Origin of the sequence: Chitinophaga sp. 22308 (assembly GCF_052045305.1) — a bacterium.
GTDB lineage: Bacteria > Bacteroidota > Bacteroidia > Chitinophagales > Chitinophagaceae > Chitinophaga > Chitinophaga varians_A.
The window spans coordinates 148,875-166,688 of the sequence record NZ_JBQEOP010000001.1; the positions used below are offsets into that span (position 1 = coordinate 148,875).

Annotated in this window: 15 protein-coding genes, 1 tRNA gene and 1 pseudogene; 13 read left to right on the forward strand and 4 right to left on the reverse strand. The window is 47.3% G+C overall.

Going from position 1 to position 17,814, the window contains the following annotated elements; all coding sequences use genetic code 11:
- Positions 1-20 precede the first annotated feature (20 nt).
- Together ACTJJS_RS00590 and ACTJJS_RS00595 are read left to right on the forward strand one after the other, a co-directional pair.
- A complete protein-coding gene (locus tag ACTJJS_RS00590) occupies positions 21-1,145 on the forward strand; it encodes a HEPN domain-containing protein (RefSeq protein WP_440662013.1) in 1,125 nt (374 codons plus the stop codon).
- Positions 1,146-1,928: 783 nt separating this feature from the next.
- A pseudogene (locus tag ACTJJS_RS00595) lies at positions 1,929-2,753 on the forward strand (recombinase family protein); the annotation flags it as partial.
- A 748-nt stretch (positions 2,754-3,501) separates the two neighbouring features.
- Here the strand turns inward: ACTJJS_RS00595 and ACTJJS_RS00600 are convergent.
- Positions 3,502-3,575, reverse strand: a tRNA-Asp gene (locus ACTJJS_RS00600).
- Positions 3,576-3,686: 111 nt separating this feature from the next.
- Positions 3,687-4,376 (reverse strand): deoxyribonuclease V, encoded by a 690-nt coding sequence (gene nfi, locus ACTJJS_RS00605; RefSeq protein ID WP_440662014.1) that lies wholly within the window; start codon positions 4,374-4,376, stop codon positions 3,687-3,689.
- Between the two features lie 98 nt (positions 4,377-4,474).
- Between nfi and ACTJJS_RS00610 the strand changes: the two genes are divergently transcribed.
- From ACTJJS_RS00610 to ACTJJS_RS00640, 7 genes are all read left to right on the forward strand, one after another.
- Entirely contained in the window at positions 4,475-4,738 is a 264-nt protein-coding gene (locus tag ACTJJS_RS00610) for a UBP-type zinc finger domain-containing protein (protein ID WP_168869801.1), read from the forward strand.
- 118 nt (positions 4,739-4,856) lie between these two features.
- The gene (locus tag ACTJJS_RS00615) at positions 4,857-5,438 is read left to right on the forward strand and encodes an RNA polymerase sigma-70 factor (RefSeq protein WP_440662015.1); all 582 of its coding nucleotides are present in this window, start codon (positions 4,857-4,859) and stop codon (positions 5,436-5,438) included.
- A 67-nt stretch (positions 5,439-5,505) separates the two neighbouring features.
- Positions 5,506-6,459, forward strand: a complete 954-nt coding sequence (locus ACTJJS_RS00620) for a FecR family protein (RefSeq protein ID WP_440662016.1) — start codon at positions 5,506-5,508, stop codon at positions 6,457-6,459.
- A 49-nt stretch (positions 6,460-6,508) separates the two neighbouring features.
- Positions 6,509-9,856, forward strand: a complete 3,348-nt coding sequence (locus tag ACTJJS_RS00625) for a SusC/RagA family TonB-linked outer membrane protein (RefSeq protein ID WP_440662017.1) — start codon at positions 6,509-6,511, stop codon at positions 9,854-9,856.
- Positions 9,857-9,886: 30 nt separating this feature from the next.
- Entirely contained in the window at positions 9,887-11,692 is a 1,806-nt protein-coding gene (locus ACTJJS_RS00630) for a RagB/SusD family nutrient uptake outer membrane protein (RefSeq protein WP_440662018.1), read from the forward strand.
- Between the two features lie 32 nt (positions 11,693-11,724).
- On the forward strand, positions 11,725-12,690 hold the full coding sequence (locus ACTJJS_RS00635; RefSeq protein WP_440662020.1) for a BT_3987 domain-containing protein: 966 nt from the start codon (positions 11,725-11,727) through the stop codon (positions 12,688-12,690).
- 9 nt (positions 12,691-12,699) lie between these two features.
- Positions 12,700-13,533: an endonuclease/exonuclease/phosphatase family protein gene (locus ACTJJS_RS00640; protein WP_440662021.1), complete on the forward strand. Its 834-nt coding sequence runs from the start codon at positions 12,700-12,702 to the stop codon at positions 13,531-13,533.
- A 152-nt stretch (positions 13,534-13,685) separates the two neighbouring features.
- Here the strand turns inward: ACTJJS_RS00640 and ACTJJS_RS00645 are convergent, their stop codons facing one another.
- Positions 13,686-14,276, reverse strand: coding sequence for a hypothetical protein (locus ACTJJS_RS00645; RefSeq protein ID WP_440662022.1), 591 nt, complete (start codon positions 14,274-14,276; stop codon positions 13,686-13,688).
- 179 nt (positions 14,277-14,455) lie between these two features.
- Here ACTJJS_RS00645 and ACTJJS_RS00650 point away from each other — a divergent pair, with 179 nt between their 5' ends.
- Positions 14,456-14,806 (forward strand): hypothetical protein, encoded by a 351-nt coding sequence (locus tag ACTJJS_RS00650; RefSeq protein WP_168869793.1) that lies wholly within the window; start codon positions 14,456-14,458, stop codon positions 14,804-14,806.
- A gap of 90 nt (positions 14,807-14,896) precedes the next feature.
- Here ACTJJS_RS00650 and ACTJJS_RS00655 read toward each other — a convergent pair whose 3' ends face one another.
- Entirely contained in the window at positions 14,897-15,454 is a 558-nt protein-coding gene (locus ACTJJS_RS00655; protein WP_440662024.1) for a carboxymuconolactone decarboxylase family protein, read from the reverse strand.
- Between the two features lie 196 nt (positions 15,455-15,650).
- Here ACTJJS_RS00655 and ACTJJS_RS00660 point away from each other — a divergent pair, with 196 nt between their 5' ends.
- From ACTJJS_RS00660 to ACTJJS_RS00670, 3 genes are read left to right on the forward strand one after another with little or no spacing between them, the layout of a single operon-like run.
- On the forward strand, positions 15,651-16,760 hold the full coding sequence (locus ACTJJS_RS00660) for a hypothetical protein (protein WP_440662025.1): 1,110 nt from the start codon (positions 15,651-15,653) through the stop codon (positions 16,758-16,760).
- Positions 16,753-17,199, forward strand: coding sequence for a DMP19 family protein (locus ACTJJS_RS00665; RefSeq protein ID WP_440662026.1), 447 nt, complete (start codon positions 16,753-16,755; stop codon positions 17,197-17,199). Before ACTJJS_RS00660 ends, ACTJJS_RS00665 begins: the two co-directional genes overlap by 8 nt.
- A complete protein-coding gene (locus ACTJJS_RS00670; protein ID WP_440662028.1) occupies positions 17,192-17,785 on the forward strand; it encodes a hypothetical protein in 594 nt (197 codons plus the stop codon). The genes ACTJJS_RS00665 and ACTJJS_RS00670 overlap by 8 nt, the downstream gene beginning before the upstream one ends.
- Positions 17,786-17,814 lie beyond the last annotated feature (29 nt).

Here is a 17,814-nt window from a genome sequence, read left to right on the forward strand (position 1 = left end):
CCCCTTCAAACTTACTTAACATGATCAGGAGAAAATATCCCGAAACAGAATTATATGCCCAAAATCTTAGCAACGAAGAAATTGCTAATCCTTATCTGGTTATTTATGAGTTATTTGATTTCGACCATTTGCCGTATATCCGTGAACTACATTGGGAATTCTTTAAAGCTACGATAACCGGTAGTTTTAATAGTCATCTTAGCAAAAAGGAGAAGTGTACACTGGTTTTATATCATGAGAAAATTGGAAAACTTGTAGAGGCGGCGCATATTATTAACAACCAGTATATGCAGCGTAGAAAGCTCCAGTTTGAGGATCGTACAGATCTTCAGCAGATATTAAATAGTAAAGAGAAAACTCCGGAACAAAAAATTATTGATCTCATTGTGAAGATTGCGGAACCGGTAAGGCTATTCTTGGTAAGTGCTAGTCTTGACGCTGATAAAGAAATGGTATTACACGATTATCTGGTAGTATTACCAGCCGAATCCTTACCGTATGAAGAGATTAAAACCCTGATTGAATCGGCTTGTGCTAAGTTGGGATCAGTCATTGTTTCATTCATAAAAGAAGCTGAGTTAATTAAGCTATTGGATGAAGGCCACATTTTCTACTCAATGATTTGCAAATCTACTAATCTTACTTATGAAAAGGAGACATCAGTATCGACCATACCTGTTATAAAAAATCCCTTCGGTATTATTGAAAAGGCACGCTCACATTTTCATGATGAATTTAGGAAAGCTGAATCTTATCTGGGAGGTGCGAAATATTATATGCGTAATAACGAAAATAATTTAGCAGCCCATTCTCTACATCAAGCAACCGAGCATACCTTGCGAGCTTTACTAATCTCTCTAATTTCCTATTATCCTTATGGGCATAATTTATCCAGAATGTTGCGATATAGTCTGCGTCTTACAACAGAGCTCAATGAAATTTTTCCACAAAATACGGATAAGGAGCGCGAGCTATTATTACTACTGAATAAGGCGTATACCCACACTCGTTATAGAAATGATTATGTGATAAATGATAAGGATTTGAATATTTTATTGGATCGTATTACTTTATTTCAATCGACTGCGCTTAAAGTACTCGAAGAAAGACTGAATAGTTTTTGTCTGTTGGCAGAAAATTCTTGAGATACCTCTGATTAAATCCACATGATCAATATATCATTCCTGAATGATACAATATTAACCTAAAATCAAATAGACGGCAAACATTTTTAAATATCGGCAATTGGTAGTCAATGATTTTTAAATAGAAATTAAATCGGTACTTATGCAGATTGTCTCGTCCTTGTCGTGATTACGCTATTGTATATCATGCCTAAAATCTATCTAATTTGAGCAATTTTGGAAAAAAACTGTCCCAATCGATCAAATTTGAACAAAAGTGGAAAAGTAGCTTTATGTGTACTAGTATTTTTGTAGTGACAAACATTCATCAAAAGAGTTGAAAAAATGAATGCTATGGCTATAATGGTATTTCGCATCACTGAAGGATCAGTTTTTAAAGTTATCGTTTCTGCAGGTAGGTGTTCCCTGTTCAGTATTATTGGGTACAACTCCACATAAAGCAACACTGATGTGAAAGCATGTTATTGGGACTAAGTAGTCTTGTTTAACGCAATACTCCAAGTAAATACAATGAATATGATTAGCCTAATATAAGTTCATCGTTATGGATAATGGGAATATCTCCGAAGTATCAACAAACGTCACCACATCTCCTGCATCGCCAGAGTCTTCATCTACTATGGATACTCATAACATGATGTTAGTAGACTTGGGGCATAAACAAGATTCTCAAATTATAGAATCACTTCACGTATTTGCGAGGATTCTGTTATCATTGCAAATGCCAGAAGCTAATAATACGAAAATTGTCAACTTACTCCTAACGCCTAAAAAACGAGCTGCATGAGTAGTTTAAATGTTTTTGCCCAGTTTGGTAACTATTCAAAGAAAAAGGCGCCCCAAATAACCGACCAGGCTGCAATTGTTTATACACGTGTATCCAGCAAAGAACAGGCTGATCATAATCTAAGCCTCGATGTTCAGCGGAAAGCTATCGAAGATTATGCACAACGGAGTAATCTTACTATTATAGGTTATTTCGGAGGTACCTATGAAAGTGCTAAGACAGATGGTCGCAAGGAATTTATGAGAATGCTGGAATTTATTAAGAAACATAAGGGAAAAGTAAGTCATGTGCTGGTTTATACCCTCGATCGCTTTTCCAGGACTGGTGGTGCGGCTATAAAACTGGCGGAAGAGTTACGGGATAAATATGGCATCACTGTATTTGCGGTTACTCAGCCAGCAGATACATCTAATCCGAGTGGCGTATTACAGCAGAGTATTCACTTTATATTCAGCCAATACGATAATCAGCTTCGTAAGCAAAGGGCAATGGCTGGTATGAAGGAGAAATTTGATAAAGGCATTTGGGTAAGTAAGCCTCCGCAAGGGTATGATATTGTAAGAACAAACGGACAACGAAAGATCGTTGTGAATGAAGTCGGGAAGAAGTTACGAAAGGCTTTTATCTGGAAATCCGAAGGGATGAAAAATGAGGAAATAATCTTGAAACTAAAAGCGATGGGTGTTAAGATGTACAAGCAACAACTTACCAAAATCTTTAAGAGGCCCTTTTATTGTGGTATTATCAATCATGGACTGTTAGAAGGGAAAATAGTCGAAGGCGAGCATGAAAGGATGGTTAGCCGGGAAATTTTTTTAAAGGTAAATAATATTCATACGGGTTCTGTTGGTTATGGTGTACCACACAAAAAAGAAGATAGTGCGCTACCACTAAAGGTATTTATCAAATGTGATACGTGCCACCAGCCATTTACAGGGTATGTTGTAAAAGCCAAAGGACTATGGTACTATAAATGCCGTACTGACGGTTGTAAGTGCAATAAAAGCGCTAAACGAATGCATGAACTGTTTGAGGGGCTATTAAACCGGTATTGTGTACAAGAAGAGCTAATAGAGTCATTCAAATCAGTACTTATCACTGAATATAACGAAATGAACAAGGGTAACCTGGAACAACAAGACATTCTAACCAGCCAGTTAAGGGAAATGGATAAAAAGATAGATAGCCTGGAAGAAAGCCGTTATGTGCTAAAGGAGATGACCCAGGAAACTTTTGATAAGTTTTATCCACGTTATATTAAGGAACGCGAAAATATAGCCACCCAATTAGATAAATGTAGGCTGAGCATTTCGAACCCAGAAGAAGCTATTCAATATGCACTATCACTTTCTTCTAAACTGCCTGTGGTGTGGCATTCCAGTGATGCTGGTGTGAAAGAGAAACTGCAAAAACTCATATTTCCAGAAGGAATCGTCTATGATCGCAAAAATGAGGCACTTCGAACCGGAAAAGTAAATGAAATATTCTCGCGCATCGCCCGCCTGTCGGGCAATTCGCCCGAAAACGAAAAAGGGACAAATCATACTGACGATGATTTGTCCCTTTTTGCGGACTGGACGGGACTCGAACCCGCGACCTCCGCCGTGACAGGGCGGCATTCTAACCGACTGAACTACCAATCCTCGCCGTGGTTCTGCTTTTCAGCCAAACCGTTGGCCCCGTTTGGGGTTGCAAATATAGAAATATTTATTTCAATCAACCAAATAATTATTCAAAATTTCATAAATAAATATTTAAATGCCTGCTGGTGGCTCTTTTGAGCCTGATTTGTAAGCCAGCAATGCCAGCCGCGCATAGTGGTCTGCCAGCCGGGTCGTTTCCGGCAGCCGGTATTGGGTGGCCATTTTCAGAACGATATCAGTGGCGGTGGCCAGACTGACCTTGTGTCCTGTAGAGACAAATACCGGATTAATACCGTCCCGGGTACGCAGGGCGTTGCCGATCAGTGCCTGGTCGTCCTCGGCTATCAGTGGAGCGATGCTGCCACGTGTTTCGCCCAGGTTGTGGTACTCGCCGCACAGGCGTGTTTTGCCGCAGCCTATCACGGGTTTGTTGAGCGTCACCCCGAAATGGCAGGCCAGTCCGAAGCGACGTTGATGCGCCAGTCCCTGCCCGTCGCAGATAATGAGGTCGGGCTCCACCTGCAGCTGATGGTAAGCTTCCAGCAGTGGTGGCATCTCCCGGAAAGAAAAAAGCCCGGGGATATAAGGAAAGGTCACTTCCATACAGTGCGAGGCGACGGCCAGTACAGCCAGGGTATTGTAATCCATGACCACCACGCTGCCGGCGATGAGGTTGGTGGACTTGTCGTACTCTACGTCAGTACCGGCAATGGTCCGTATAGGATGAGGAAGCACATCGGTGGTGATGACTTGCGCCCTCAACTGTTCCTGGAGGGTGATAGCTTCGGCAGGTGTGATCATGTACAGTTCAGTTTTAGCTGCAATATTAACTATTTGTATATTTGAATACCATATCGTGTCACCAGGCATATTTTTCTACCAGCATAAATGATCTCATTATGACACTCTGTTCTCATCTGAAAGCCATCACCGAAATTAAGACAGCAAAAAACTACGTCTGTGAAGAATGCGTCAAACATGATGGTACCTGGGTACACCTGCGTACCTGCCAGACCTGTGGCGCCACCCTCTGCTGCGATGACTCCCCCGCCAGGCATATGACACAGCATTTCCACCAGACGGACCATCCGGTCATCTCTTCGGCTGAACCGGGAGAGCAATGGCTCTGGTGCTATAAAGACGGAGTTTTTGCAGAATACTGAATAAATTTTTATTAATATTGACGGATACAAATTCCACCGGATGAACAATGATGATCCACGATACGATAGCCGCGGCGTAACCTTGTGTTAATAATAGCATGTTAATTTTGTCTCCGTCATGGACAATACAACCAATCTGATTTCGCCAAAACTGTTGCAACGCCTCCGCCACGGGGAGGAAGACGCATTGCGCTCCCTGCTCGATCTGCTCGGGCCGAAGGTGCTCGCGTACTGTAAAAAGAAAGTGGGCAATGAAGAAGATGCGGAAGAACTGCTGCTGGACATCTTCCTGAAGCTGTGGCGTTTCCGGGAGAAAATCGACCTGACAGCTGATGTGCAGGTATTGCTTTTCACCATCGCACGCAATCATATCCTGAATTTCATCCGCAACAAAGCCACGCGCCAACTGGCCACTATCGCGCCTGAAGAGGCACTACCGCAACAGGATGACCATATCCGCCAACGGATGGATTATAACGAGCTGTTCAATCAGTATCAACAGGTATTGGAAAAACTGGGAGAAAAACAACGCGCCGTTTTCCGCATGAGCCGCGAAGAAGGCCTCTCACACCGCGAAATAGCGGATAAACTGGGCATCTCCGTACGCACGGTGGAAGCCCATATCCACAGCAGCCTGAAAATAATCCGCACAGAATTAAAAGATGCCTATATATTAATCGTGTTACTGTTGATCCAATAAAATTTATTTCACTTCACTAAGTAGTCCCTTCTTTTTTCGTGTATATAAGGGAAAGAGCCAGTTAAATATGACGAAGTACGATGCCTCGGACATGCAGGAACTGATCCGGAAAATACAGGAACATACCGCTACTGCGGAAGAACTGCGGCGTTTCCTGCAAATGACGGAACAACCGGCATTAGACGACCTGCTGCCTTATGCAGAATGGCAGCAAAGTCAGGAGGAGGCGTTGCCGTCCGCACTGAAGGAGAAAGTGATGCAGGCTATGCCCGCCAATAGGTTACGCCCGCTGAAACACTATCTCCGTAAGTCATTGCCCTACGCTGCTGTCATCACCCTGCTGCTGACATTGCACCGGCTGCTGCCCCGTATGGGGCATCGCCAGTCTGCGCTGTTGACGGCCGCCACGAAAGACGGCGAAATAAAACGTATAACCCTGCCTGATAGTACGACCGTTGTGCTCAATGCCCGCTCTGCTATCCGGTATGCGTCATCGCCGGACACCATCCGGGAAGTGTTCCTGGAAGGAGAAGCCTATTTCGATGTAAAGCAAAACGAAAACAAACCTTTTGTGGTCCGCTCCGGCGCACTCAGCACCCGCGTGCTGGGAACATCCTTTAACATCCGGGCATACCCCGGCGAAACACAACAGCTGGGCGTAGTATCGGGTAAAATACAGGTGTCGTCCCCGGAAGGCAAATCACTTGTCATGGTAAAAGGTGACCAGGTGACTTATGATGCTGCGGCCACTTTCGTCAGCATCGCCGCCGATCCGCAACAGATGAGCAACTGGCAGAAAGGCATCATCGATATGAACAACCTTACGCTGCAACAGGTGACCGCCATCCTGGAAAGATGGTACAGCGTCAAGATAATGCTGCTGTCACCCGGCATCGGCCAACATGTACTGTCCGGCATACAAACCAATACTTCGTTAACGGCTACACTGGAATCCATCTGTTTTGTATACAACCTCCAATACCAACAAGAGGGGCAAGTCATCAAAATCCGTGAAAAATAATAACCGGATCTAACTGTCACTCCTATACGACGATTACAAAATTTAAGGTATGAAACTATCTTTATCCACTATCCGTGGCCTTACAGGAAAGGTCATGCTAAACTTTCTGTGCCTGCTGCTGGCGGTAATGCCTGCAACAACGCTGAGGGCGCAGGCTCCCGGGCCGGACAACCAAACGGTCAATATTACGGTCAAACAAGCTACGGTGGTGGAAGTATTCCGCATCGTGGAAAAACAGACTCCCTTCCGCTTTCTTTTTGATAAAACCCTGGAAGCTTTCGCTGCCAGGGTTTCCCTTCAACACAAGAACATCCCCGTATCACAACTGCTGGAGGAATTAGACAAACAAACAGGCCTCCAGTTCAAAACATCCGGTACAACTATTTCTGTGGCTGTAAAAAATAAACCTTCTCAGGTGCATCCGGGCGTGGACGCCCCAAAACGGGAAATCACAGGTATTGTTCTGGATTCTACCGGGGAGGCTATGGTGGGAGTGACCGTGTCTGTGAAAGACGGCCGCATCGGCACCGGTACGGACGTAAACGGCCGGTATATCCTATCCGTGCCCGATGATGCCATACTCGTGTTCAGCCTCCTCAGTTACCGTAGGCAGGAAATACCGGTGGCAGGAAAGGATAAAATCAATGTTGTCCTGCGGCCCGCTTCTTCTTCGCTGGAAGAAGTAGTGGTGGTAGGCTACGGGGAACAGAAAAAAATCAGCCTCGTAGGCGCGCAGGCCACCATCTCCCCCAAAGACCTCAAACAACCGGTGTCTAACCTCACTAACTCCCTCGGTGGCCGTATTGCCGGCATGGTATCGGTACAACGCAGCAGTGAACTGGGTTACAACGACGCCAATATCTATATCCGCGGTATCTCCACTTTCACGAAAGGCCTCAGCGCTCCGCTCACCCTCGTGGATGGCGTACCCCGGAATATCGCCAATGTGGACCCGGAAGACATCGAAAGTTTTTCTGTGCTGAAAGACGCTTCTGCCACAGCTGTCTACGGTGTTCGTGGGGCCAACGGCGTTATACTGATCACCACTAAAGCAGGTAAAGCAGGAAGACCGTCTTACAATATCCGTTATACGGAAGGCTTCACGCAGTTTACCAAACTGCCCTCTTTTGCTGATGGCCCTACTTACATGCAGCTGTCCAACGAAGCCCTGAAGACACGTGGTAGCGCACCGATTTATACAGATGAAGCGATTCAGAAAACACGCGACGGCAGTGACCCCTACCTCTATCCCAATGTGGACTGGTTCAAGGAACTGTTCCGCGATCATGGCAAGGTAAGAAACGCCAATGCCAATATCAGTGGCGGTTCCGAGAAAGCCGTCTATTACATCGGCCTCGGCTACTATGATGAACTGGGCCTTTACAATGTGGATGGCCTTTCCAAATACAACTCTTCCATCTATTCCAAACGATATAATGTAACGTCCAATATTACACTCACCCCGTCAAAAACTACCACCGTCAAACTGGGCATTCAGGGTTATCTGAATAACGTTAATCTGCCGGCCACCGGCGTGAGTGATATTTTTGCGGATGCCTATTACCTGACTTCTGTACAGATACCCACCCGCTACCCTGACGGCAAAGTGGCCGATCTGCGCGGCGGCGGACTGAAAAACCCCTGGGCATCGCTTACGCAAAGCGGTTATGCCAACCAGTGGAGAAGCCAGCTGTACTCTAACCTGCGCCTGACGCAGGAGCTGCCCTTTATCACGAAAGGGTTGTCTGTTACCGGTATGTTTTCGTTTGATGCCTATAACTATACCAGCAACCGCTATACGAAAACACCGGACACCTGGTATGCCACCGGCCGGGATGCAGACGGTAAACTGATGTTTGAACAGACAGCCATCGGTACGGAATTTCTCGCCTACGACAAATCCAATCAGGGAGAACGCTCCTTTTATAATGAACTGGCGGTAAACTATAACCGCAGCTTCGGTAAGCACGACGTGTCGGGTATGCTGCTTTATAACAACAGCGACAAGGCCAATACATATGCTACCAACCTGGAAACATCATTGCCATACCGCTTCCAGGGACTGGCAGGCAGATTTACCTACGGCTTCAGCAACAAATATTTCGCAGAACTGAACTTCGGGTATAATGGCGCTGAAAACTTCTACCCGGACAAACGCTACGGCTTCTTTCCATCTGCCGGCCTGGGATGGGTAGTATCGGAAGAACAGTTTTTTAAACCTGTTAAAGATTACGTACAACTGTTTAAAGTCCGGTTCTCACATGGTCTTGTTGGTAATAGCAACATCGATGGCAGAAGGTTCGCTTACCTGGCTACAGTGGCCAGCACAGGGGATTACTATTTTGGTAAAAACATGGACCAGAAGTACACGGGTAAGGAAATCGGAGAATATGCGGTGGACGTACAATGGGAGACTTCTAAAAAGACAAACCTCGGTTTTGATATACAAGTGCTGGATGAAAGCCTCGCCTTGCAGGTGGACCTCTTCAGGGAATACCGCAGCGGTATCTTCCTGCGCCGCAAGTCCCTGCCAGGTTACATCGGTATGATCAACGCTCCTTTTGGTAACGTAGGCATTATCGATAACAAAGGCATCGACGCATCGGTGACCTACAACCGCCGCTTCGGTGATCTCTCCGTGCAATTGCTGGGCAATTTCACCTATAATAAAAACGAAGTCATAGAAAACGACGATCCCGCATGGAAATACCCATGGCTGGAAAGAAAAGGCCACAAGGTAGACCAGCGCTTCGGTTACGTTGCTCTCGGTCTCTTTGAAAGTGATGAACAGGTGCGCAATTCTCCTCGTCAGCCGGGTGATGTACGCGCCGGTGATATCAGGTACAAGGACATCAACGGAGACGGCGTAATTGACTCCTACGACCAGGTGCCTATCGGTTATGGCGATGTCCCTGAAATCATCTACGGATTCGGGTTTACGCTGGGATACAAATCTGTCAGCCTCTCTGCGTTGTTCCAGGGCGCCGCACATGTGGACGTGCTCCTCAGCGGCGAAGGCACTATGCCGTTCCAGCAAGGCCTGGCGAGAGGTAACCTCTTCAGCAATATCACCGATCGCTGGACGGAAGAGAACCCCCGCCAGGATGCATTTTATCCGCGCCTGATGGCCGGCTCGCTGAACGATAACTATGCGGCCAGCTCCTGGTGGGTAAAACGCAGCGATTACCTCCGTCTGAAAACGTTGCAGCTGAGCTATAGCCTGCCTCAACGCCTTATGAAAAGGATCGGCTTTAAATCGTCCAATATATTCCTGCAGGGTGTTAACCTGCTCACTTTCTCTCCCTTCAAAATGTGGGACGTGGAAGTGGGTAACGGCAGGGGAGCTGCCTATTCCAGCACCAAATCCTATACTGTCGGCGTAGCCGTGAATTTCTGATGATTAGCTAACAACAACAATCTTCTTCGGATGAAAATAAAAAGACTCGCTTACCTCGTATTGGTAAGTACCTCGTTCCTGACGACAGCCTGTAACAAGGACTTTCTTAACCAGGTCCCCGACGACCGCATCACCATCGAACAGGTGTTTGCCCGCAGGCGCTATTCGGAAGAATACCTGGCCAATATCTATTCTACCATACCCAACGAAGCATATCGCAATACCTCCCCATGGGAAGGCTGCTCCGATGATGCAGACATCACCTATGACCGGCCGGGTTCTGGTTATGATACCTATCCCATCAACCTGGGCAACTGGAGCGCCGCTTCCGGTTATATGGACACCTGGGCCAAATACTACCGTGGTATCCGCTCCGCGTCGTATTTTATGCAACATATTGATGAAAACAAAGAGATAAAGGAGCTGCCCAATGGCCAGGACCTGATTGACAAATACAAGGCGGAAGCCCGCTTCCTGCGCGCCTTCTTTTACTATGGCCTGTTGCGCCAGTATGGCCCGGTGATCCTGCTTGGCGATACACCTATTGCCGGTGACCTGGAACCTTCCGACGCGGAAATGCAGAAACCCCGTAGCAGCTACGATGAATGTGTGAACTACATCGTATCGGAACTGGACCTCGCTGCCACGAAGCTGCCCAAACACTTCACCGAACAAGCCGATGCCGATTATGGCCGCGCTACCGCCGCCACCTGCAAGGCCATAAAAAGCCGTGTGCTCCTGCTGGCTGCCAGTCCGCAGTTCAACGGAAATACCGACTACGCCGGTTTCTCTAACATAGATGGTAAACAGCTGATCAGCTCCACCTTCGACAAGGAAAAATGGAAACGTGCTGCTGACGCGGCAAGAGATGTGATTACCGGTTTCAATTTCTCCCTGTACCGCAAAAACGACGCTACCGGAAAATACGATCCCTACCTTTCCTGCCGCGATGTGTTCCTCGATCCGTGGAATAGTGAAGTGATCTTCGCCCGTACCACCAACAACTTAAAGGACTGGGAAAGATCTACCAGCCCACGGCTGGCCAATGGCTATGCTGCCGTAGCGGTGACCCAGCAACTGGTTGACGAGTTTGAAATGCAGAACGGCAAAGGTATCCGCGAAACCGGTTCCGGTTACATGGAGACAGGCTTTTCTACCGCGGCCACCAAATACACCACTGCTGGTACTTACAATATGTATGTCAACCGTGAACCGCGTTTCTACGTGAACGTTAGTTACAACGGCAGCCTGTGGATCAACACCAGCGAAGGCAATAAGGTGATAGAAACGTTCTTTACAGGGAATACCGGTAAAAAAGGTTCCTGGGATTTCCCCCGCACCGGTTATATCGCCCGTAAAAATATCCACCCCAACAGCAACCCGAGAATTTCCCAGTATATCGCCCGGCCGTTTATACTGGTACGTTATGCGGAAATATTGCTCAACTACGCAGAGGCGTTAAATGAATATGCTCCCGGTGATCCGGACATCGCCAAATACCTCAATGAAATCCGTAACCGTGCCGGTCTTCCGGAAGTAACGCCGGGCCTTGGCCAGAGCGAAATGCGGGCTAAGATCCGTCATGAGAGGAGGGTAGAGCTGGCGCTGGAAAGCCTGCGTTATTTTGATACCCGCCGCTGGAAAATTGCAGAACAGACAGACGGAGGCAACTTTTACGGTATGAATGTAGACGCCGGTACGAAACTGACAGACCTCGTGTTTTATCAACGTACTGTTTTTGAAAGAAGGGTCTTCCTCAAAAGCTATTATCTGTTCCCTATTCCGCAGTCAGAAATGGACCGCGACCGTAACCTGGTACAGAACCCGGGCTGGTAAACAATTTTATTGATCTTTAAATGACTGACATTATGAAAATGAAAATAGGAACGGCCTGCGGAATGGCTTTGCTGATGCTCGCCAGCTGTAGCCGTGACAGCGACCTGCTTCGTAATATCCCGGACAGCATCGCGGTTGTGTACATGCCGCAGGCGGTGAACAGTCCGGCTACGTATAGCTTTAACCGTACCGCCGCCAGCGATTCCATTATCTATGGCGCCTGCTATGGTGGCCCGCATTCCCCCGCATCGGACATCCGGGTGCAATTTAAAGTAGAGGCTTCTCTGGTGGATAAATTCAACGCCAGCAACTACACTAATTATCCCGTACTGCCTGAGGGGAGCTACGAGCTGGAGCAATCCGGCTCGGTCATCCCCGCCGGTAAATACAATACGCCCCCGCTGAAGCTGCGCGTACGCTTCGATAAACTGGACGGCGTAGGCAACTACCTGCTGCCGGTCAGCATTACTACCGACGCTAAAGTCAATGATCGGTTACGTACCACCTATTTCCTTATCAATGCCAAATATACCAGCAACCCGTTTTCACTGTTCGATCGCGCGGCCTGGAAAATAACAGGCTTCTCTTCCGAAGAGCCTACCGGTGAAGGCGCTACGAACGGGCACGCTATTCACGCGCTGGATGGCGATGGTGATACCTTCTGGACTACCCAGTGGAAGGCCGCCAAACCCGGTCCGCCGCATACTATCACCATCGATATGCAGACTGCGCAAAAGCTGCATGGCCTCGCACTCACCGGCCGCACAGATAAAACTACCGGTGAAGTAAAAGCTACGGGCAACCCGAAAAACATCGTGGTGGAAACCAGCCTGGACGGTAACGTATGGGACTATACGGAAACATTCACGCTGGATAATAACAAGCTCAATACTATTTTCCTGGCTTATGCCCGGCAGGCACGCTTCTTCCGGCTCACGATCAATACCAGCCAGGGGGACACCTATCTGACAAACATTGCTGAACTGAATGCCTTTTAACCTGTATATATGTCCAGATATCTTGTAATAAGCCTGCTGCTGTTACTCTGTGCGTGTAGTAAATCAGACGGTAAAAAAGAAGGTCCGCCGGCGCCTGTGAAAGAGAAAATCCGATTGAAGGTGATGACTTATAACATCTACGGCGCGCGTGCCAGTACCGGCGCACCGGCCGATCTGTCCCTGCTGGCCAAGGTCATCAATGAGCAGCAGCCGGACCTGGTGGCTTTACAGGAAGTAGATGTGTTCACCAACCGTACCGGCATTACTGTCCATCAGGCAAAAGAACTGGCTGCCCTTACCGGCATGGAATGGTTCTTTACCAAGGCCATTGATGTCAGCGGCGGACAATATGGTGATGCAGTGCTGTCGCGGCTGCCCATCAAAGAAAGCAAACGTTATGCGCTCCCCATAGACCCCAATGTGAGTGGAGAATTCCGGTCTGTCGCTATGATCAAAGTCAATAAAGAAGGAAAAGACTTTTATTTCGCCTCCACACACCTGGACCACCTGTCACAGGAAGAAAACCGGCTGGTACAGGCAGTGGAACTGAAGAAAATAGTAGCCGCCCTTGACCTGCCACTGATCATGGCCGGTGATCTTAACGCGGTGCCCACTTCCCAAACGATGAACATTATCCGCAGTTTTATGAACCTGGGCTGCACGCAGCAATGCCCGCTTACATTCCCTTCCAACAAGCCGGACCGCACGATCGATTATATTATGACGACACCGAATGGAGGTTTCTCAGTAAGCACCTATCAACCATTGCCAGGATATATAGCGGATAAAAACGTATATGCGTCCGACCATTGTGTGGTGGTGGCTACGATCAGTATAAATTAACGAAAGACGATAAAGGATGAATGCCACGACGGCTGTTCCCGAAAGGGGAACGGCCGTCGTGTTTTAAGTGTTCTTGTGATGGATAATTATTCCTGAAGTAGGTAATCGTCGAATAGAATGCTTTATCCATTGTAATACCCTGTTGGTCTGCTTTAGCAATGGGTATTCCTCTCGGCGAGACTGCTGAAATGCGCTATGGCTGTCGGTAACCTGAAGACGCCGTTTAAGGAATGATCTTCTATTTTAATGTATTTATACCACTGGTCAGGTGCAACCAGCACAAGGTATGTCCATGACGATTTGTGCTTGATCCGCTGTACAATAAAAGAATTGGACAGGTCTTTCCACAGATAAAGCGTCCCATTTGTGGTGATGCCTTTGGGATCTACGGTAATGACTGTCGTAAGGCGGGAAGACGTCCATTTGAACTTAAAGATGATCAGCAGCCCTAGTATTATGATCAACGCTACGACAAACGGGACATAGATGGTTCCCATTTTGCTTCGCGCCACAACTCCTGCCACCATGGCGACATAACAGAGAAATGCCACCCGCCAGCCCTGGTAGGTGCGGAAGGTATAACCTTCCGGCTTGATTTTTATCATGTGTGTATGCAGAGAGGGTTCCGAGGTGCTTCGGATGATAACGTTCATGTCCTTTGCGGAAGCCTTGTGGGATTCAAGCTCGTAAACCAGCTGATAACCCGGGGCGCTACTGTACTTGTCGGCATCTATAACAGGCATAGGGATACGATTATTATATAGATCTAAAAATCGCTAATTTAGTAAATAATCACTATCCCCACTGCTATGAATCCTTACCAACAGAACGTCCAGGCCCCATAACCATATCTTCCTTCGTGGAAGGCGGCCCGGAAAAGCCGGCACGGAAGTAGCAGGGAAAGATTCGATGAACCTCCACCATGCATACAATTATGAAAGAATCACTGAAAAAATACCTGGAATATATTGATTCCGACGAGGACTTTTCCTTTAAAGTAAGGATGGAAGCCGAATGGGATGATCACGCCTATCAGGAGTTCCTGCGGTTGCTCACCGCCGTCATCCATGACTACAAAGACAGTGGCCTGATGCCCATACCAGTGATGCTGTTCTTTACTTCCGGTCTCGATCAGCTCATCGGTATTGTCACCAATCCACTGTTTTTCAAAACGGCTTCGAGGGAATACGAAGACCTGGTCCGCGGCCGCGTGGCAGAGCTGGAGATGCTGCAAAAGAAATTCCTCTGCGGGGAACTCTTTATGCAATCTTAAGATATTCAATCGCTGATAGCATCTCCATAAAATTATATTGCTTTGTAAGAAACAATATCCTTTCATGAGCTCAAAACGTAGCCCGGGGCTTCAGCCCTGGGACCTCCGGCGCATATCGCACAGCATATCAGAATGTATGTTCAGCCCGATGTTGGTCATGTTATACAGGTGTTCGCTGGCAATCAGCCATACCACTTCACAGATCTGTGTTTCGTTGTAAAACATGGCCATGCGGGAGAATGTGTCCGGGTTTACTTTTTTATGCTGTGTAAGCTCTGTTGTGTAATCTAGCAGCGCTTTTTCTGCGGGGGTGAACAGGTTGCTGGTGGCGTAGTCGGGAAGTGCGTCGAATTTGGCGCTGTCCATGGAAGAGCGGATAACTTCCCATCGTGCGATGTCCATGCAGAAGAGGCAGATGTTCAGCCGCGCTACCTGTTGCCGTACTAGCAGGGCTGTTTCATTGCTTAAGGTCAGTTTTTTGTCCAGTTTGTTCACTTTGCCATAGAACATGCCGAAAGCTACTGGCAGCCTTACAGCGTGTACTTTCAACGGAGCCAGCACTTTACCGAACTGCTTACGGGTAAAATAATAAGCCAGTTTCATCATCAGGCTTTTAGGTTGCTCTACGGGGGCGAGAAAAGTGTCCATAATTATAATTTTTATCGGGTGATAGATTGTTTTTGAATGTTATACCCTTATATCAACTGAACTTCCCCGGATAGGACATCGGACGAAAAAAAAATTTGTACCTTTCCTTCTTATAAATGCAAGGATTGATTGTCAGTATTTAAAATATATTTGGTAACCCCCATTGGTATGTCTGATGGAATTAACCTTACCCTGAATGAACAATAACATCACCGTAGAACCATTTCAGATTGAAACCACCCGTACCGCGGGAGCAGTAGTCACGCGACTGACGGCCGCCACAGGCGTAACACACCACGATAACATCACCTATGCCGAACAGACGCTCATGGCCAACTATGTTTATAACAGCCGTTCCTATAAGACAGTATATACCCTGATGGATGCCGACGGCGCCGTTATCAACAGTTATGAGGAGGAAGACGGCATACTGCCGACACTGTTTACCAGCCCGTCGGGAGAAGCTTTTGTGTCTGTTGTTCCCTATCACCCGGACAAAGAACTGGAAATAAGCATACCTGTTTTTAGCCGGGAACAAACAGAAATGCCGAAAGGGAACCGCCCTTTTACCGGTAAATTCATCAATGTGGTAAAGGATACCGCAGTTTTTTATGACAATGACCAGTGGTCGTCTGCGAAACCGGACAAAATGCTCACCATCGTCTTTAAAGACGGGGTGATCAAAAAGAAAAACAATATCAAAATAGCACCGCCAGCACATAACAAAGTGTATATCGCGGACAATGAAATCCATCTGCTGAAGAAGGTGGATGAAATGTGGGTACACCGGCAAGTCAACGAAAAAGGAGAGGAGATAAAACGGCGCGAGCTGGACCTGGGAAGACATTACGCCCGGGAGATCGTCACCTGCTCTTTTGAAGGCACCTCCTGCCTGCTGGCTGCTGATGAAAACGGCCTGCTGGCCCTCCTGCTGGTAGATACCGCCGGAGCAGCGGTCTCCCAAGAACTGTTTAACCTGGGCGACCCGGTTTTTAATACCTGGCCCGCGGCCTGCATTGGCCCCCGTACCTTCGCTATTCGTTTTAATACAGAATTTGGCAACGGCTGGATGGTGCTCCGTGATCATCAACTGGTGGAATTGTTTTATAGTAAAGGGATACAGGGATATAAAAACCTGCTCAGCGGTGAAGTGATCAGCATCCCGACAGACGGAAAACTAATCCTTTCCGGCCTGAATAAAACCCGGGAAAATGCGCTGGCTGTCATTATCTATCCCAGATCAGACAAACCCAAAGAACAAAAAACATTGTTTATCATCAACAGAACAATAACAACAAATGGATGAACAAAGACAGGCTTTTGAAGACTATTCTTTTGAAGTGACCGGCCGGCTCTTCGATCAGCATGGTGGCAAACTGGAACAGCTCCCGGAAAGAGAACAGGAAGTGGTACGGATATGGCGGCTGGAAGCGGATATGTATAACGGCGGCTTCCTGCAGTACTTCTGCAACTGGGGCTACGAAAATTTTGAAAAGACACAGCAGATACTGACCAGGCTGGGCGCAGCTCAAAGCCTGGCGATCATCACAGAATATGAAAAAACAATCGCTGTGCTGAAAAATGATGAGAGAATTACGGAGCTGTGGGACATCCCCAAATACATGGACGAATACCTGAATGAAGAACAACAGCAACGGCTCAACGAACTGGATGAACTGTACTGGGAAAACCCGGATGATATCCAATTATTAGGTTATAACTATTATTTGAAACAAGATGCGTAACAAATCAATATTTTTAAGCCTGCTCCTGGCGCTGGGAGCTGCCTGCGCCATGGCCCAGGCTAAAGTCGACGACTACCTGAATATACCAGGACCGCTGCAATTGAATAATGCAGCTTATCGGCTGGCCTGGTCTGCACATCCCAATAACAACTACTACAAGCAGGAGTACCTGGTCCCCGGAGAAACCCTGGAGAAGTTTAATTCCCTGGTTACCATTGACTTCCTGAAGGGAGATTTCCGGCCCGCCGACCTGGCCGGTCAAAAAGTGGAGGAGCTGAAGAAACTGAAAGCTACCAATCCCCTGGTGAACTATAACGTGTACGAAAAAGACCAGCAGTACATCCTGGATTTCCTGATCAGCCAAAGTTCCGCTGATGGCAAGCAATTACTGATCGTGGAAAGAAATGTATACCGGTATGAGCGCAATGCCAACCCTGCCCAACCTGGAATTTTGCTGCTATGCGCCAGCCAACGCGCCTATGGTAACGGTATCGAGCCATTCCTGCAAAAACTGAAAGCAGACAAAATGAAGCTGGTCAAGGCGGTAGCGGAATATAAAATGCCGGCTGTTACTGCAAAACAGTAGTAGCTTCTTAAAGGCGTGTTAAAATTTTC

Bases quoted from the DNA above. Each gene is read 5' to 3' on its own strand.
- ACTJJS_RS00610 (WP_168869801.1), top strand. From the start codon at position 4,475: ATGACACTCTGTTCTCATCTGAAAGCCATCACCGAAATTAAGACAGCA.
- ACTJJS_RS00635 (WP_440662020.1), top strand. From the start codon at position 11,725: ATGAAAATGAAAATAGGAACGGCCTGCGGAATGGCTTTGCTGATGCTC.
- ACTJJS_RS00670 (WP_440662028.1), top strand. From the start codon at position 17,192: ATGCGTAACAAATCAATATTTTTAAGCCTGCTCCTGGCGCTGGGAGCT.
- ACTJJS_RS00640 (WP_440662021.1), top strand. From the start codon at position 12,700: ATGTCCAGATATCTTGTAATAAGCCTGCTGCTGTTACTCTGTGCGTGT.
- ACTJJS_RS00590 (WP_440662013.1), top strand. From the start codon at position 21: ATGATCAGGAGAAAATATCCCGAAACAGAATTATATGCCCAAAATCTT.
- ACTJJS_RS00625 (WP_440662017.1), top strand. From the start codon at position 6,509: ATGAAACTATCTTTATCCACTATCCGTGGCCTTACAGGAAAGGTCATG.
- ACTJJS_RS00630 (WP_440662018.1), top strand. From the start codon at position 9,887: ATGAAAATAAAAAGACTCGCTTACCTCGTATTGGTAAGTACCTCGTTC.
- ACTJJS_RS00655 (WP_440662024.1), bottom strand. From the start codon at position 15,454: ATGGACACTTTTCTCGCCCCCGTAGAGCAACCTAAAAGCCTGATGATG.
- ACTJJS_RS00650 (WP_168869793.1), top strand. From the start codon at position 14,456: ATGCATACAATTATGAAAGAATCACTGAAAAAATACCTGGAATATATT.
- ACTJJS_RS00615 (WP_440662015.1), top strand. From the start codon at position 4,857: ATGGACAATACAACCAATCTGATTTCGCCAAAACTGTTGCAACGCCTC.
- ACTJJS_RS00620 (WP_440662016.1), top strand. From the start codon at position 5,506: ATGACGAAGTACGATGCCTCGGACATGCAGGAACTGATCCGGAAAATA.
- ACTJJS_RS00645 (WP_440662022.1), bottom strand. From the start codon at position 14,276: ATGCCTGTTATAGATGCCGACAAGTACAGTAGCGCCCCGGGTTATCAG.
- ACTJJS_RS00665 (WP_440662026.1), top strand. From the start codon at position 16,753: ATGGATGAACAAAGACAGGCTTTTGAAGACTATTCTTTTGAAGTGACC.
- ACTJJS_RS00660 (WP_440662025.1), top strand. From the start codon at position 15,651: ATGAACAATAACATCACCGTAGAACCATTTCAGATTGAAACCACCCGT.
- nfi (WP_440662014.1), bottom strand. From the start codon at position 4,376: ATGATCACACCTGCCGAAGCTATCACCCTCCAGGAACAGTTGAGGGCG.